The 15348-nt window shown below is 68.0% G+C and carries 14 protein-coding genes; 6 read left to right on the top strand and 8 right to left on the bottom strand.

Annotated features, from left to right (window positions below):
• Positions 1–72 precede the first annotated feature (72 nt).
• The 3 genes from ACIO3R_RS19805 to ACIO3R_RS19795 form a co-directional block, all read right to left on the bottom strand.
• On the bottom strand, positions 73–927 hold the full coding sequence (locus ACIO3R_RS19805; RefSeq protein WP_402107207.1) for an alpha/beta fold hydrolase: 855 nt from the start codon (positions 925–927) through the stop codon (positions 73–75).
• A 152-nt stretch (positions 928–1079) separates the two neighbouring features.
• Positions 1080–1643, bottom strand: coding sequence for a DinB family protein (locus ACIO3R_RS19800; RefSeq protein ID WP_402107204.1), 564 nt, complete (start codon positions 1641–1643; stop codon positions 1080–1082).
• A 1093-nt stretch (positions 1644–2736) separates the two neighbouring features.
• Positions 2737–3027, bottom strand: a complete 291-nt coding sequence (locus ACIO3R_RS19795; RefSeq protein WP_385027618.1) for a hypothetical protein — start codon at positions 3025–3027, stop codon at positions 2737–2739.
• Positions 3028–3444: 417 nt separating this feature from the next.
• Between ACIO3R_RS19795 and ACIO3R_RS19790 the strand changes: the two genes are divergently transcribed.
• Positions 3445–3588: a hypothetical protein gene (locus tag ACIO3R_RS19790; protein WP_402107201.1), complete on the top strand. Its 144-nt coding sequence runs from the start codon at positions 3445–3447 to the stop codon at positions 3586–3588.
• A gap of 367 nt (positions 3589–3955) precedes the next feature.
• On the opposite strand, the gene ACIO3R_RS19785 is transcribed toward ACIO3R_RS19790, so the two are convergent.
• The 5 genes from ACIO3R_RS19785 to ACIO3R_RS19765 form a co-directional block, all read right to left on the bottom strand.
• Complete coding sequence (locus ACIO3R_RS19785) at positions 3956–4825, bottom strand: recombinase family protein (RefSeq protein WP_402107198.1); 870 nt, start codon at positions 4823–4825, stop codon at positions 3956–3958.
• A gap of 294 nt (positions 4826–5119) precedes the next feature.
• On the bottom strand, positions 5120–6508 hold the full coding sequence (locus ACIO3R_RS19780) for a CoA transferase (RefSeq protein ID WP_402107195.1): 1389 nt from the start codon (positions 6506–6508) through the stop codon (positions 5120–5122).
• A gap of 151 nt (positions 6509–6659) precedes the next feature.
• Positions 6660–9059, bottom strand: a complete 2400-nt coding sequence (locus ACIO3R_RS19775) for a Tn3 family transposase (RefSeq protein ID WP_402107812.1) — start codon at positions 9057–9059, stop codon at positions 6660–6662.
• Positions 9060–9314: 255 nt separating this feature from the next.
• Positions 9315–9695, bottom strand: coding sequence for a DUF4158 domain-containing protein (locus tag ACIO3R_RS19770; RefSeq protein WP_402107192.1), 381 nt, complete (start codon positions 9693–9695; stop codon positions 9315–9317).
• Between the two features lie 197 nt (positions 9696–9892).
• Positions 9893–10294 carry an NUDIX hydrolase gene (locus tag ACIO3R_RS19765; RefSeq protein ID WP_402107189.1) on the bottom strand — a complete coding sequence of 134 codons (402 nt, stop codon included), beginning with the start codon at positions 10292–10294 and terminating at the stop codon, positions 9893–9895.
• A 434-nt stretch (positions 10295–10728) separates the two neighbouring features.
• Between ACIO3R_RS19765 and ACIO3R_RS19760 the strand changes: the two genes are divergently transcribed.
• The 5 genes from ACIO3R_RS19760 to ACIO3R_RS19740 all read left to right on the top strand — a co-directional run bounded on the left by ACIO3R_RS19760 (position 10729) and on the right by ACIO3R_RS19740 (position 14870).
• Positions 10729–12087, top strand: a complete 1359-nt coding sequence (locus ACIO3R_RS19760; protein WP_402107188.1) for a helix-turn-helix domain-containing protein — start codon at positions 10729–10731, stop codon at positions 12085–12087.
• Between the two features lie 3 nt (positions 12088–12090).
• A complete protein-coding gene (locus ACIO3R_RS19755; protein WP_402107185.1) occupies positions 12091–12681 on the top strand; it encodes a hypothetical protein in 591 nt (196 codons plus the stop codon).
• A 616-nt stretch (positions 12682–13297) separates the two neighbouring features.
• Positions 13298–13534: a hypothetical protein gene (locus tag ACIO3R_RS19750; RefSeq protein WP_402107183.1), complete on the top strand. Its 237-nt coding sequence runs from the start codon at positions 13298–13300 to the stop codon at positions 13532–13534.
• Positions 13535–14065: 531 nt separating this feature from the next.
• On the top strand, positions 14066–14347 hold the full coding sequence (locus ACIO3R_RS19745; RefSeq protein WP_402107181.1) for a hypothetical protein: 282 nt from the start codon (positions 14066–14068) through the stop codon (positions 14345–14347).
• 331 nt (positions 14348–14678) lie between these two features.
• Positions 14679–14870: a hypothetical protein gene (locus ACIO3R_RS19740; protein ID WP_385027594.1), complete on the top strand. Its 192-nt coding sequence runs from the start codon at positions 14679–14681 to the stop codon at positions 14868–14870.
• Positions 14871–15348 lie beyond the last annotated feature (478 nt).

The raw sequence follows: 15348 nt of genomic DNA, 5'->3' as shown, positions 1-15348 counted from the left end.
TGGGCGGAGGCGGCCGACGGGAGCCACTCAGCTCGTCCCACTCGACCGTGGGCAGCCGCCTCGGGGGGTGTGTCAGCGCGCTGCGAGGTTTGCGAGCAGCTCGGCGGCGGGCTTCGGATGGACGAGCCAGTGCAAGTGACTCCCTTCGAGTGTCCGGACATCGAAGGGGTTGTCGGGTGTGAGCACATCGGCTTCGCGAATCATGCGGTCCTGCACGGCGAGCGGAAGGCTGGCATCAGCGGCCAGGCGCACATAGGTCTTGGGAATCCGGCCCCATGTCGTGGCCTGTGCCCGGTCGGCGGACGTACCGACGTCGAGGTTCTCGTCAGGCTGGAAGGTGTTCAGGAGGGTCCGGAACTCGTCATCGGTGAGGTCGGCGGCGAAGGCTCGTTTGAACGCGGCGAGCGCTGCCGGGTCGGCGGTGCGGAAGTTGGTCCGGAGGAGACCGAGTTCAGCCGGGTTTCCGACGAGCGTGGTGGCGAAGGCTCCCGCGTCGACGTCCGCCATCTCCGGCTGAGCGTAGTAGTCGCTCACGTTCAGATCGACGGGGCACCAGGCGGAGACGTAAGCGATCCGGTCGATCAGCTCGGGCCGGGCGTTGGCGACGGCGGTGGCCGTGATGCCGCCCCTGCTGTGGGCGACGAGGACGGTGGGCCCGTTCCGCTTGGTCCGTTCGAGGACTTCGATCACGCGGGCGGAGTTGTCGGCGAGCGTGACTCCCTTGATACTCCCCGGTTCCGCGGCGAGGGCGTCGAGATCCTGGGGAGCCTGGTAGGCCGCGGGGAAGGTCGCCTCGAACCCGTGCCCCGGAAGGTCGACCGCGGCCGAGCGGTGCCCGAGTATGGCGAGTTCGGCCTGCAGCGGCGCGAACGAGAACGAATTCGCGAAGGCCCCATGAACAAGAATGAATGTCGGCGGATTCTGCATGCCTCAGCCTCCAACAGAACGATCTCCGGAGCAAGATCAGGGGTTCAAGACGGCTTCGATCGTCTGCCCGTGGTCTCGATGGTGGTGCTGAGCCATGTGCGGCTGATGCCTCGCAGGAGTGTTTCCGAAGCTCGATCGCCGGTTGCCGAAAGTCATATTCGGTGCGGTACGGCTCCGCCCTGCCAGCGGTAGAGGTCGCGCAGCAGGGAAATCTCGGCGCCGTGATGGATCAGCTCCCTGTTGACGTGCAGGACCCTGTTCTCCACGGGAAACCGCTCGGGACCCACCGTGGGCGGATGGTCCAGGTCAGCGTCCGAGAGCTCGCGGACCCCCGAGTTCCATCTCCCATACATCTCATCGAGCTGTTTCAGCGCCTCGTCAGCGGTCCCCGCGTAGGCGAATGTCTGGGAGTCGACGTCCTGGCCGCCGAAGTACCATCCGACCCGATAGCCCAGGCACGAGACGATGATGTGCGCCAGCCGCCAGGCAATCGTGGTCACCGGCGCCGGCACCGGGTCAGGGGACGCGGAGTCCATCGTCCACTTCCTCGAACCTGCCGACATCGGTACGGCCGACGCGCCATGTGGGCGGATGCTCCAGCAGCCGCGCACCGGCTCCCAGAAGTACTCCTCGTCGGTAAGACCGTCCAGCCGTGGCCGCAGGTTCTTGCGCCAGTACCAGTCCAACTGCTCCGCGATCCGCTCGCTTCTTGTCATTGCCGCACACTACACACCCGTCGAGCAGAGTGATCGTCGCCGTGTGTGGCGAGCCCAAACAGCCAGCACAACACCGCTGTTCAGAGGTTCAGCACGGAACTCCGCCGGAATGCGGCAGCCGTGAGCCGTGAGCCGTGAGCCGTGAGCCTTGCGCGGACGTGGTTGGGCTCGTGGGCGATGGCGTCCAGGTCGGCCTGGTTGAAAGTGCGGAGATCCGCGCCCTTGGCGGGACGGACGGGCGCTGATGGACACCATGCTGCGGATGATGCCCCGCCCAGTGGGCAGACGGGCGAGCATCGAGCGATGCTCGGCCTGCCTGACCGCAGTCGCTGGGTGAGGCTGCGGTCGATCGCCTGGCGCCGGCGAGGGTCGTAGAGCGAGAGGTAGATCGCGTCGTGCGACGCGGGGTGAGACGGATGCCGCCGCTCTGGTACAGGAACTGACGGACATGGTGCATCGGCGCCCCGAGTGCCCGCCCGATCAAGCTGAACGATTGCCCCGCACACCACCGTCTCCAGACTTCCTCCTGCTGAGCCGCCGAGAACCCGCAGTCACGCACCTGTGCCTCCACGATCACATGACTATGAACCGTTCCGGGGTCGGTAAAAAAAGCGACGCCTTCGGGCTGTTCGAGCGGTTCCGGGCACAGTGCCGCTCGTCGCTCGGGCCATGGTCGGACCGCGCTCGAAGCCTGGGACCTGATCGGCCCCCCGCTACCACTCGGAGTCGGCCACGAAGGATCCATGTCATCGTCGGCCTCAACGGCCTGCGCCTGCTGCGCGAGCGCGTCTGGATGAATCTCCCCCGGCAAGGACACCACGTGAGCAGGCGTGCCCGCCGGGAGCGTACGGGCGCCTCCGAAGGGGCGGCCGATGCCGCCAGTGCGTGATGCACGGTCACCGTCAGCCGGGGCTGCTGTTGTGGCACCCCTATTCTGCACAGACAAGACATGGCAGATATCACCGAATCGGCGTGCTGCTTGTCGCCTACGGCGGGGGCGGCACGGCAGTTGCCCCTGACACCGTTGAGCTTCCGAATAGCCGTCACCAGGCTGGCAGCTACAACGTGTCGGCGGGCCGCCCCAGGCGAAGTGTCAACGGCCTGCCGCTGCATCGTCGATAGCGGACTGCACGGTATGCAGCAGCGGGGCCAGTGCTGCCCATTCCGCAGCATCGTACGTGCGCCCGTGACTGCCGGCAGGGGCGTCCCGGTGCCCGTGGCAGAGCCTGACCTCCATGACGCCTTTGCGGTTCGGGCCGGCCACGTCGATGTACATGTACTTCACATGGAAGCGTTCAGTAGCTTCCCGCAGCCCGAATATCTCCAGCACGCGGCCGTCGAAGGAGTACAGCTGCCGATCGATCCTGACCGTGATCTCGTCCATGAGGCCCGACGCTACTCGTCAGTGCGGTGGGCTGGGTGACGCCGTTTGCGATCCGGGGGTGCGGATTGAGCGTCGTGTGGGTCGGTGGGCGGGGATTCGTGTTGCTTTGGTGGGTATGGGGGCTGCCCGGCCGATCGCTGCCGATCGCTGCCGTGTTCGTTCTCGAACACGGCGGCACCCTTGTAGGTGTTGTGGTGGAACGCTGTTGTGGTGGAACGCTGTTGGTGCCTGGTGCCGCCGCTATGTTGTTCGTGTTCTTGTTCGGTTCTTCGTGGCTTTCGGGACTGTTCGCCGTCACCCGTCGTGTCGTTGTTGGTGTTGTGGCCTTCGTGGGGTTTCTCGCTGTTTCTGGAGTGCGGTTCGCTGTGCGGTGGCTCAGCCTGCCGTACCATTTTCACGGGCGGTGTGGGGAGGGCCGTGCTGAGGGTGATCATGCTGTTCATCGCTGTGTACGTCTCGGTCGGTGACGGCCTTGGTCATCTCGACGCTTCACGCTGCACGTTGCTTGCTGGTGCCGGTCAGGGCGCGGGCCGGTTCGGCGTGCTGTTGCTGCTCGGCTGAAGTGTTCCGCCGCAGTGCCTGGCCGAGGCCGGCGCCGCACTCGACGTGGGTGGGTGCATTCCGGCTGGTTTCCTGCCCGTCTCGGCCGGTTGCCTCAGCGACGCGGCCGGTCTGACGAACCATCGTTGTCTTCGGCGCCGTCCTGTTCGGTCTGGCCGTCATCGGCGGCCTGGTGGTCCGCGCCGGCCGTGGCCAGGTGGCGGGCCCGGCCTGACCGGCCGCGAGAGGCATTGTGTGTCTGGGGAGGGTGGTGGTGCATCGTTCTCCGGGTGTGCGGCCGCGCGTGAGGTGGTGCGAGCGCCTTGAGGTGTACGTGTTGAGGGCCCTGGTGTCCTGGCTCAGACATCAGCCGCAAGGTAGCGGGTGATCACACGCTGGCCACCGTGGCGGCCTTCTCGTCGTGCTCGCGCAGCATCCGCATGACGGTGGCGGGTGAGGGGTGCTGGCCTTTCTTCGTGCCGGTGGTGATGACGAGCCGCTTGGCGATGTCGCGCAGGCTCGTCTCCTGGTCACGCAGGTACAGGGCCATGGACAGCATGTCCTCGTCGGTGACACCCGCGCCGCCGATGGTCTTGCCGCGCTTGCGGGCGGATTCGTGGCCTTCAAGGGTGCGGTCGCGGAGGTACTCGCGCTCCATCCCGGACATGGCCGCCAACACGGTGAACACGATCCCGGAGGGGTCGTGCGAGCCCTTCAGCTCCCCGGTCAGGAATTCCAGCCCGACGTCGCTGGCCTTCAGCTCTTCGGCGAGCATGGCGAGTTCGATGCCACGGCCGAGCCGGTTGTGCTCGTGGACGGTGAGGGTCACGGCGACGCCGGAGGAACGGATCTCCCCGGCGAGCTTCACGACGGCCTCCAGCTCGGGGCGCCGGGTGGCGCGGGTGGAGATCTTCTCTGAGAAGACGCGGGTCACCCCCGCCTCGGCGAGGGAGTCGAGCTGTGCGTCGAGGGACTGCCGGGTGGTCGAGGCCCGTGCGTAGCCGAGGCGGACGTGCCCGACTGGTTCGGCGCCGGCACTCACCGGCCGGGGCAGCTCGGTCCACACCGACCCCGGCTTGCGTACGGCCGGGGTCGGCACGCTGAGCGTCTTGGCGAGTCGGGGCACAAGGCGGAAGCGGGCGGTGTGGTACTGGATGGCCACTTTGCCCTTGCCGGTTCGGCACGGGGAGCCCGCGGGGGCGGCGCAGATGGGCATCGGGCAGTCGTTCGATTCCACGCGCTTGAAGTCGTCGCTCACGCCCCGGAGCGTTTCATGGGGGTGTTTCAGACGTCCAGTCATTTGCAACAACTCATGAAACATGATCACCGCAGGTGGGCCATCGGACGGTCGGCTGTTTCATGAGCGAACACCTACGAAACGCGCTTGTTCGCTCCGGGGCAGGAGCCAGGAGTGACGCCGATGCCGCTGGCCGACTCCTGCCACGCCTCCGTGCGGTGCCGTGAGGGGCGACTCGGTGTCATGGCCGTCCGACTCCCGGCGGCCGTGACACGACTGCATCGGTGTGACGGGCGCACGCCCCGAAGGTATTCGTCAGGCACCGCCCCAGACCGGGGCATCCGTTGCCCATAGACCCGGCGGACGTGCCCAGTTCACCGGGCCCCCTTCGTACGACACCGGCGGCAGCGCGTGCCGCAGTCGGCCCATGGGACTGTCGGTCTCGGTCAGCCAGTGTTCGGCGTCGAAGCCCTCGTCCTCGCCCGGAGCGGGTACCAGGTCGTGGACCAGCCAGTGCGCGGTCTGCGTCAGCGCGAGGTGGACCAGCCGGGTGCCGCCCGTGCGGTGCTGCTCGGTGAGCGCTCGCAGGACACCGGCCGCGAGCAGATAGCCGGTGCCGTGGTCGAGCGCCTGAGCGGGCAGAGTACCGGGCGAGTCCGGCGAGCCCTCCAGCTCGGCGATGCCGGTGGCCACCTGGACCAGGCTGTCAAAGCCGCGCCGCTCGCGCCACGGCCCGTAACGGCCCCACGCGGAGAGCTGGGCGATCACGAGCCCTGGGCGGTGTTCGGCGAGCGCCTCGGGCGTCAATTCGAACCGTTCCAGCGCGCCCGGCCGGTAACCGGTGACTACCACGTCTGCCGCATCGAGCAGTTCCTCGAAGAGCCTACGGTCGGTGACCTCCCCCAGGTTTAGGGTGGTCGAGCGTTTCCCCATCCCTGTGTCGTTGTGAGCCTCCTGGCTTTCCGGCAGTTGTGGAGCGTCGATCCGCAGCACGTCAGCTCCGAGCAACGCAAGCGTTCTGGTGGCGACCGGTCCGGCCAGCACTCGGGTCAGATCCAGAACGCGCAGCCCCGCGCACGGTAGTGCGGCACCTCCGAGCATCCGATCCGGGGCATCATCGATGCGCGCCGTCGTCAGCAGCGGCTGCCCCGCAACCATGACCCCCTGCTCGCTCTTGGCCCAGTCCTCGGGGCTGCGTGCCGCGACGGCCAAACCGCCCGCCGCGTACACGGTCTCCTCCACTTCCAGCGCAGTAAGCCCCGCGATCGCCTGAGCCACCGCGTCCACCGCCTCCTCGGCGACGTCTCCCGGCACCCCGAGAGCGGCGAGCAATCGGGCCCGGTGGTGCGGGTAGTTGGCGTGCGTACGAACCCATCCGTCGGTCGCCCGCCAGAACCGGGACAGCGGCGAGAAGGTCGACCACCCTTGTCCGTCGACCCGCACCAACCGGTCGCTGAGGAACGCCGCCGCGACTGCCTCGTCATCGACCCGCACACGGGGCACGGGGCGCCCCGTGCGTACGGAAGTGAGCTCGGCGGCCGCGAGCGAGCACACCGCGACGGTGGCCCGCGCCAGCTCCATGACGGGCAGCCGTGCCGGCAGCCCTCCGGACGGACCGCCGTAGGACACCCGGTCGAGCAGCGAAGAATCGGCACCCAGTGCCGCCCAAGCCTGGGAGGCCCCCGAGATGATTGGAGAATTCATGGCCCTACTGTGGCACTGAGTGCCACCTGTGGGAAGGGTTGCGTCATGGCCCCAGGTCCTCGCCGACGCACTACTGAGAGTCGGCCAGAGAAGCCGCCCGCGCCTGCGGCGCCCGACTCGGCCGTCCGCCGGCGATGATGGAGGAGCAGCGTCATGCCCGCTGCCTTCGTGTCTCCGTGCTCGATCGGTCGGCGGCGTCCGCGGGGGTGCGGGGGCGGGGCATCGTGAGCTCCAGGTCGAGGCGCTTGTCCATATCCAGGCGGAAGGTGCCGTATGGGTTGACGTTGGACCAGAACAGCGCCGTCAGGCCGCGCCGGTCCTCGGCGCTCAGCTTCTTCGCCCATGCCGGTTCGGCCAGGACCTGCTGCACCAGCAGGGTGTTGACGTGCACGAGCGCGGACTGGAGCAGGTGCAGGGCGAGCATCGAGGTCTCGGCATGCTCCTTGTCCGGGCCGGTCAGGGCGCCGTCCTTGCCGTAGTGGAGCACGGTGTTGGCGCTGTTCCAGTTCTCCACGACCTGGAGCCCACCGCGGATCTCGCGGCGCAGGCCCGGACTGGCCAGGTAGTCGCAGGCGAAGACCGTACGAACAGCGCGGCCGAGTTCCTCGAGCGCGGCGTAGGTGGGGTGCTTGGGGCCGCCGCGGGTGGAGCGCCGCAGCACCTGCTCCGCCTCTGCTGTCCCGAGACGGAGCGCGGTCGCGTACTTCACCATCTGGTCGTACTGCTGCTCGATCAGCTCCCAGCGGATCGGCCGCGTCAGCGAGCCGCCGAGGGCGGGCCAGCCGGGCGGGGCGTCGTCCGGGCGGTACAGGCGGATGCTGCCGATGTTCTTCAGCCTCGGCAGCAGGCGGAAGTTGAGCAGCTCGGTGAAGGCGAACCCGGCAATGCTCGCGCCGTGCGTGTCGACGTAGTTCGACTCGATCTCGGCGTCCGTACAGTGCCGCAGCAGGCCCTCGATCATCGCCGCGACCTCGGACGACGAGCAGGACTTGAGCTGGGAGTAGATGCAGACGTTTTTCCGCTCGATATGCAAGTAGATCATCACGCCGTTGCCGCCGTAGCGGGCGTGGTACTCGGTCATGAAGTTCGAGGACCAGGACCCGAACTTCTTCGAGTCCGATGCGCAGGCGTTGCCGCGACCCCACCATGCGGTGTCGCGGGCGGCGAAGGTGGAGTTCACCAGCCGGGTGACGGCGGCCCGGAGGCTGTCGACGGTGATGAAGTGTCGGCGTACGTGACGCAGCGCAGCTTCGCTCTCGCCGTGCTCGCCGGTGGCCACGATCGCGCGGATGCCCATGTTCGTGCCCAGCGCGAAGAGGGCCAGCAGTAGGCGGCGCTGGAGGACGTCACGCTCGATGCGCTCGTAGGCAGCCACTGAGGCGAACTCGTCGGTGAAGCCGGTGAGGAAATCGGCGTTCTTCAGTACGTCCAGGAGGTCTAGGACGCCCCAGCGGCGTGCGACCTCGTCCTTGGGGGCCGCCAGGCCGGTGGGCTCGGCCAGCGGTTCCAGCTTGGGCACGGTGATCCACGGCTCGCCCTTGCGCGTGGTGACCTTCACCCCGCCCGCTGAGCCGTCCGCGAGCGCGGCCGAGAGTCGGTCCAAGCCCGCGGTCATGCGCTTCTTCAGGTCCGCGATGAACGCTCTCGGGTTCAGCGGCTGGCGGATCGCGGCGTAGTGCACGGCGCGGGTGGCCTCGAAGTCGCCGGGCAGGCCGTCCTCCGGGTTGCGCCAACGAGCCGCGCCCTCGATGCAGATCTCGCGGCGGCGGACCGCGTCCCGCAGCGCGACCAGGACACACAGCTCGTACGGGATGCGCTCGACCTTGCCCTTGTCGTCGACGACCGCCTCGCGCCAGTCCTTGCGCACCATGCCGTCCATCGGCACCGCGTCACCGGCGTCGTAGAACCGGGTCTTGCCGTCGACATCGGCGAACTTCTTCAGCAGCTTCATCGCATCCATCACCGGACGGCAGGCGGTGTTGTTGCACTTGAAGCCCAGGGTGTTCAGCAGCGGCGGCAGCATCTGCCGGTAGTACGAGCTGTAGGAGGAGCGGAGTGTGGTGCGGACCTTGGCCTTGAAGACCTTCTCGTTCGCCTTCGCCTCCGCGACCAGCTCGCGGAGCGTCTTCTCCCCGACCACCGGGAACAGGGCCCGGCGTACGACCTCGTCAGGCTTGTCGACGGCGGCCGTCGCCAGTTCGAAGAGGATGCCCTCCTTGCCGCGGACCTTCTTCAACTCGGCCGTCAGCTGCTTCTCCACCCGTCGCTCGGCGCGGGCGTTGATTTTGTGGACCAGGGCGACCAGCAGGTCGACCAGAGCGTCGGTGATCTCCGCCTGCCGGGACGAACACAGCGCCGCGAGCAGGGTGATCCGTACGTTCTCCGCTGTGTCGCGGAAGTCGGAGGGGTACATCTTGATCGCCCGTGCCCGCCAGGCGGCCACCAGCTTCTCCGAGCAGTCCGCGAACAGACCTTCGGGGCAGCCCGAGCTTGCGCACGTCGTTGAGCTTGGTGATCTCCGTGAGCACGGAGTCCAGGCCGACCGCGCCAGGGTCGCGCTTGAGCGCGGCCAGCAGGGCGGTACCCGACTCGTTGTCCTCGGCCACCAGGGACAGCAGCCGATCCGTGCCCGCCTCGCCCAGGCGGCCGATCGTGCGGGCGCAGAACGTCTTCTCCCACTTGCCCCGCGCCGCGACCAGGATCTTCTCGACCCGGGTCCGGCCCGGTGGTTCGATCTTCCGGGCCCGGCACTCGACCAGCAGGGCCTCGCGCTGCCGGTCCTCCACCAGCTCGACCGGACAGACCTCTACGGACAGACCTCTACGGCCAGCCACTGGGCCAGCGCCTTCTCGTCCGCGACCGTCGACGGCCGGAACCCGAGGGCCTCTCGGATCTGCTTCCGGTGGTACTCGGCAGTCCGGCCGACCAACGTGTACTTCGCGAAGTCGGTAGCCGGGACCTTCACCAGATCGGCGACGTACCTCACCGCGGCCGGCGGGACCTCTTCCAGCACATCGGGAAACCGGCCCTCCAGCTCGAAGAACTTCAGCAACAGACCGAAGCCGAGCCGCGTCGCCCCGCTCTTGTTCGCCACCAAGCCCCAGTCGCCGTCTACCAGCGTCCAGTTCGCCAACAGCTCCTCTGACGACCACTCTTGCCGCACGCCCGCCCCTTTGGCCTCGATCACTCGATCAGACCAACGACGGCGCCCCGGACAGGGAAACGGGACTCGCCTCCATACCCACGACCTACTTTGCGGCTGGAGTCTGAGCTAGGACACCGGGGCCTTGAGGGTGAGGAGTTCGCGGCGGAGGTGTTGAGGGCGAGGCCTTCATCGTCCCTTCCCGGGGGCCGGCCCGACAGGAGCGTGACCGGCCGGCGGTCTCAGCCGGTGTGGCCGGTGGACATCAGCAGAGGCGGCACCATATAGGTGTTGCCGGACGAATCCTCACCGAGGGGTACCCACCGGAGCCCCGTCATCCGGGGACAGTCACAGGCCAGCCCGATGTCCACGCCCAGGCGAGGTTCGCCCGGCGCCACGTCCATGCGGTAACAAGCAGTCCATCCTGACGGATACGGCACGTCGTACACGTACTGCACGGACATGCCGGTCAGACCGGTTTCTTCAGCCACTTCGCGAACCACCGCGTCCTCCGGCGACTCGCCGGGCCCGATGCCGCCTCCCGGCAGAGTCCAGTACTCCTGGCCGTCGTGGCGGCCCGATGAACCCATGCCCCGCTGGCACACCATCAGGACGTGCCGATCCCGAATGATCACTGCTGCCACCCGCCGCCTGCCTGCCACAACACCAATCATTACAGGCCGGCCGGCGGCCGGCCAGCATGTCCAACGAATGAAGAGCTGCTCTCCGGACCCGGGGCCGGTACCGAACCGCAAGCCATCCGTACTGGGCGGGTACGCCGGCCAAGGAGTCGAGGAACCCACCCCAAGGCGATCCTCTCCTCGTCGTACCCGAAGGTCACGGCGGCAGCGAGTGCCCCCAACGGCCGGTGCTGTACCCGCAACAGCCCAGCAGGACCTCCAGTACGAATCCCGGGTTCGTGGCGGGCGAGGACCTCGCCCGCCGGGACCTGGCGCAGCTGCTCCAGGGCATGACCAGGCGCTTCTGCGGATCAGGACCAAAACGCACAGCATCTCCGAAAATATGCTTATATCGCATAGCCTATGCGATCTGCTCATACTCTGGGTAGGATGTGTTCATGGTGATGAGTACCGAGGAGACCTTGCGGGTGACGGTGACCGCGATCGCGCACCGCACCGGTGAGCAGCAGTCCGTCCTGGCCGCCGTGTTGGGGCTGACGCAGGGCCAGATCAGCCGCAGACAGCGGGGGATCGCGTCGTGGACGCTGACGGACTGCGACCGCCTCGCCGCCCACTGGGGGATACCCGTGCTGGATCTCCTCGCGGGCCCCACCCACGCCTTGACGAAACTCCCCCCGGACCGCATCCCAACCGGCGGGCAGCAGACCCTCATCCCACTCGAAACACCCACACCCGACCCCACCACTGCTCCCGCCTCGACCGTACCCGCGCCCCCCGCCCCGGCCTCACCGACGCCGGCACCAACACCTTCCGCGCCCGCGCCGCCGGCCCCGCAGCGCGTGGCCGCGCCTGCCGGTCCGCTCACGGATCGTGTCCACGAGCGCGTCAGGGAGGAACTGACCGCGCACGACGGGGACCTTCAGGCCGCGCGGGCCGCACTCATCAAAACGGCGGTCCCCGACGTGATGACACTCTTCGCCGCCTCCCGGGTCGGCGGCCGCTACGAGCACTCGGAGTTCCCGCCCACCGCCGACATCCTCAAGAAAGCGTCGCAGAAGGGCCCGGACCAGGTCTGGGAAGCCCGCCCGAAATGGCGCTCCGAGGAACTGCACCGCGCCGCACGCGGCGGGCACGTCACCCTCGAAGTCACCGCCCTGGACATGAACGCCGCCTACCTCAGCGCGCTCAAGACCTGGCTGCCGATCGGGAAACTGGTGCGCTCCGAGGGCAACCACCACGACGCGAAACGCTCCGGCATCCACCGCGTCACCCCGGCCGCCTGGGAACAGCCGGACCTCCCCCCACCACTCGGCGCACGGAAAGAACCGGGGGACCTGTGGGTCACAGAACCCACACTCCGCCTGCTCCTGCGCTGCGCGAAACTCCGCTACTGCGACGCCCCGGTCATTCACGAATCGTGGACATCCGGCGCCTCGGAAGGACTGCTGGAAAAAATGCGCCGCGCCCTCGCGGAAGTTCGCAAGGAAGCCATTTCCAACAATGACGAACTGGCCCTGGAATACGTGAAATCCATGTATTCTAAGTTCGTGTCAACTATCGGGGAAAGCAGCGCAAACCGCGCAATCAGACGCCCCGACTGGATGCACATCATTCGCTCCCAAGCATTCGCAAACCTCTGGCTGAAAGCACATAAAGCACACACATCAGGACTGACAGTCGTTCAAATGTCCGGCACCGACGAACTACACGTCGCCGGAGACTGGCAGCAGGTATTCCCGGAAGGCCGCGACCTATCCCAGGTCAAGGCGAAAACCATCTACACACTGGGGGAGTAGACCATGACCGGCGGTGCAACCGACCTATGGGGCGAGTGGCAGAAACACGGCGCCCAAGGCCTCAGCGGCGCCCAGGCACTCGCGCAAGAGCTCGACCGCATCGCCCGCGAAGGCGGCATCGCCTCACCCACCACCACCCACCGCGGACTCTCCGCCCGCCTGCGCTACCTCAACACCCCCCCCGGCCGCGAAACCCTCACCAAACACGGCGTATCCGCCCGCCTGCTGCGCTCCTGGGAACGCGGCACCCGCCCCAGCGCCCCTAAGCTGGAAGCCGTCGACCGCGCGTACCAGGAGCGCCGCAGGGACAACCTCATCCGCTCGGGAGCACTGAAGCGGCTACTGAACAACGAGGGCCGCGGCCGACGCATCGAGATCTACCCCGTGGACCAGACAGCCGTGGACGAGCAATACCGTCGGCCGAACCTCAGCGAGCGCTCCGTGCAGGCCCGTTACGTCTGGGACGACATGATCGGCGCCTGGGGCAAGAGCGACATGGACACCCTTGACGAGATCTGGGACGACATCATCACCGACCTCGACTCCGACTACGCCGCCTACGCATACGTCGGCTCCATCGGAATCGGCGCCTGAGCAGCGCACACAGACCACATCAACCCCATCCGACACCTGCGGGTACAGAACCGCACGACGCACAAACCCACGGACGGACGGGGCGACGGCGACATCGAGGACCAGGAGCAGCGGCCGGTACCGGCCGGGGACGGTCCGGCGGCGGCCAGCGCCCCGCCGGAGAAGAACACAACAGCAGGAACGGGGGCCGCCGCCCCAGTCGGCCGGGTACGCGTCGACTCGTCTCCCGGTGTCGATCTCCTGCTGTCCCTCGGAGCGCGGAAGTCTGAGTTCCTGCTGACGACGGGTCAAACACTGCGGGACCAAGGGCTGACATTGCCGGGGCTGCTGGCGGCGGGATAGCCGCGTGAGCACCTGCGGCAGGTCATCGCGGCCCGGGCGCTGGCGGACCCGCTGCACCGGACGGTCGGCGCAATCACCTCGGGGCGGCTGAGGACAGCGGCGCCCATGCCGGTACCGAGCCCGAACGCCCGGAGCCCGGTGGGCGGACTGGTGCCGCATCAGACCCCGGAACCGGACCGGGCAGCGCCGGGAGAGCCGCGGCGGTGGGAGGACGCGCCGACACCGACGCCCGACCGGTGGGACGACGTCCAGGAGCACCACCAGCAGTTGCGGCGTGGTGTGGAGCGACCCTGGATGCAAGGGCGACGACGGCCTGTGCGACCGCCTGGCCGTGGTCGGTGAGACCCGGTGCGCGCAGCACCTGGGCTGGCCGCTGTACCCCGGCCACGGCGGGCGCTCCTGTGACCGCCGTACCCGCGACGGTCGACAGTGCGCCACCTGCCAGGAGCAGGAGTACTACCTCCGCACGGCCGACGCGCTGCCCGAACCGGAGACCGAGGGCGGCCGGTAACCCCGGACACAACGGCCCCTGCGGCCGGCCCATCACCAACGCGGGCAGGTGCGTACGCTGCCGCATCGCCGTCCAGCGCGACCGCGACCGCATCGAGGAGGAATGGCAGGCCGCCGCAGGCCGCCTCGCCGGCCGCCGAGGCAGAAGAGGCCAGTCAGCGAGCCCTGAGCCCGTCCTGAGCGATCATCAGCCGCCCCGGGCCTCCACGGGTCCGGGGCGGTGCGCGTTCGGCCCGTAGATCGCCGCACAGCGCTTCGCCCGATGGTGCGGCGCACGTCATAGCGCATTGCGTTCGTATCGAACCGTCAAAAACTGGGACAACAGAAGCACTTGCGCAGCTTGCCCCTACCGGTGCCCGGCGCCCCATTCAATAGCTGACCGACCCGTAAAAGCCCAGGTCAGACATTGAATGGGACGTTTTTTCATGACCAGAGTGAGTGGCACTTGCGCGGCTAACCCTCCGCCGTTCGAAAGTGCTGCCAAGGACGCAGCACCCGCTGTTCGTCCGTCACTCAACTCAGGGGAAAACGCATGACTACGACCGTTCCGCAGCCGCCCACCACCACACCCACCACGTCCGTGCCGTCCGTACCTGCCGTGCCGGCTCCGCCCGCTACCGCTCCGTGGGTCGTGGCGGTCCTGGCCGTCCTCGGCACGGTGGTCCTCATGGGGGCGTGCGTCGCCGTCGCTGTCATCGCCTGGCTGCGCCCCGGTTCCGCGACCCCGCTCACGGTGATGCTGGGCGCGATGGGCGCCCTGGGCGCGGTGGCGGCCCCGGTCCTCTCCATTGCCCTGGTGAGCCGTCGGCGGTGAGCGCCCGGTGGATCTGAGCCCGATCGTCGTCCGATGACCGGACAAGCCCGGTGCCGGCCCCGGCCAGGCGGCCCCTGGGGGACTGTTGGGGGTTGCGCCCGGGGTTGTTTCCACCGTTGGCTGAACAGGAGGACCAGGGGTTGCACCGGGGGTGTTACCGGAGGTGTGAACCCCTGTTTTCTCGATCGGCTCGTTCATGCAGGTCAGACCCCGTGGGCAAGCCGGTCTGTGACGCCGACACCTCTTTCCACGCGATAGCCGTGGGAGAGGCCAGATGTTCCGGGGTGGGGTGTGGGCCGCCCGCTGGGACGGGCTGCGTACGGTCTCGTCCATGAGCACGACGCGCCGCCCTCTCGGCACCGGACCGGTCACCCCCGCACCACCCCAGCCGAGCACGGAACAGCAGCTCCGGCTGCTGGCCGCCGAACGCATCGGCCCCGGAGCACGCCTGACGGCCCGTGGCGACGAAGCACCCGAGCCGCGGGGCCGGCGGAAGCTCGGGACCGGAACAGCCGACGCCTGACAGCCCCGGACGGGGCCCGGGGGCCAGGGAGTGGAACTCACCACCCACGTACCGGTGATTACCGCGCACCGTCCCGGCCGCGGCCACCGTGTACGTCTGCGGCCCCGCCGGTACGTCACCAGATTGACGTACCGGCGACGAACGACGAGCGCGCAAGCGAAATCCGCATACGGCATCTGAAATCAAAGAGGCGCCCACCGCATAACTGGCTTGCACCCCATTTGCGTTGTTCTCCCAGCCGATCAATGGACCGTGGACGCGTCCGCTGCGGGAACCTGAATCCTCGCCGTACACGGGCTCCTGGCCGTGTTGGTAGCGGGGAATGGAGGTGGTTTCGCAGGTACAGATTCCCTCCCCGCAGAAGGCTTTTCAGCATTCGCCTTACAACGGCTAACACAATGAGGTGGATCGGTCCTGTTGACCGTGTCCGCGTCAGAGATTCAGCGTTGTTCGGGCATGGGGACTTCGCCGTGGATCG

Origin of the sequence: Streptomyces sp. NPDC087428 (assembly GCF_044744085.1) — a bacterium.
Lineage (GTDB): Bacteria > Actinomycetota > Actinomycetes > Streptomycetales > Streptomycetaceae > Streptomyces.
The sequence above is the reverse complement of the archived record's forward strand: the minus strand, read 5'-3'. Positions and strand labels throughout refer to the sequence as shown.

Coding starts and splice junctions, on each gene's coding strand:
- ACIO3R_RS19805 (WP_402107207.1), bottom strand. CDS start 927: ATGCAGAATCCGCCGACATTCATTCTTGTTCATGGGGCCTTCGCGAAT.
- ACIO3R_RS19800 (WP_402107204.1), bottom strand. CDS start 1,643: ATGACAAGAAGCGAGCGGATCGCGGAGCAGTTGGACTGGTACTGGCGC.
- ACIO3R_RS19795 (WP_385027618.1), bottom strand. CDS start 3,027: ATGGACGAGATCACGGTCAGGATCGATCGGCAGCTGTACTCCTTCGAC.
- ACIO3R_RS19780 (WP_402107195.1), bottom strand. CDS start 6,508: ATGAATTCTCCAATCATCTCGGGGGCCTCCCAGGCTTGGGCGGCACTG.
- ACIO3R_RS19760 (WP_402107188.1), top strand. CDS start 10,729: ATGGTGATGAGTACCGAGGAGACCTTGCGGGTGACGGTGACCGCGATC.
- ACIO3R_RS19755 (WP_402107185.1), top strand. CDS start 12,091: ATGACCGGCGGTGCAACCGACCTATGGGGCGAGTGGCAGAAACACGGC.
- ACIO3R_RS19745 (WP_402107181.1), top strand. CDS start 14,066: ATGACTACGACCGTTCCGCAGCCGCCCACCACCACACCCACCACGTCC.
- ACIO3R_RS19740 (WP_385027594.1), top strand. CDS start 14,679: ATGAGCACGACGCGCCGCCCTCTCGGCACCGGACCGGTCACCCCCGCA.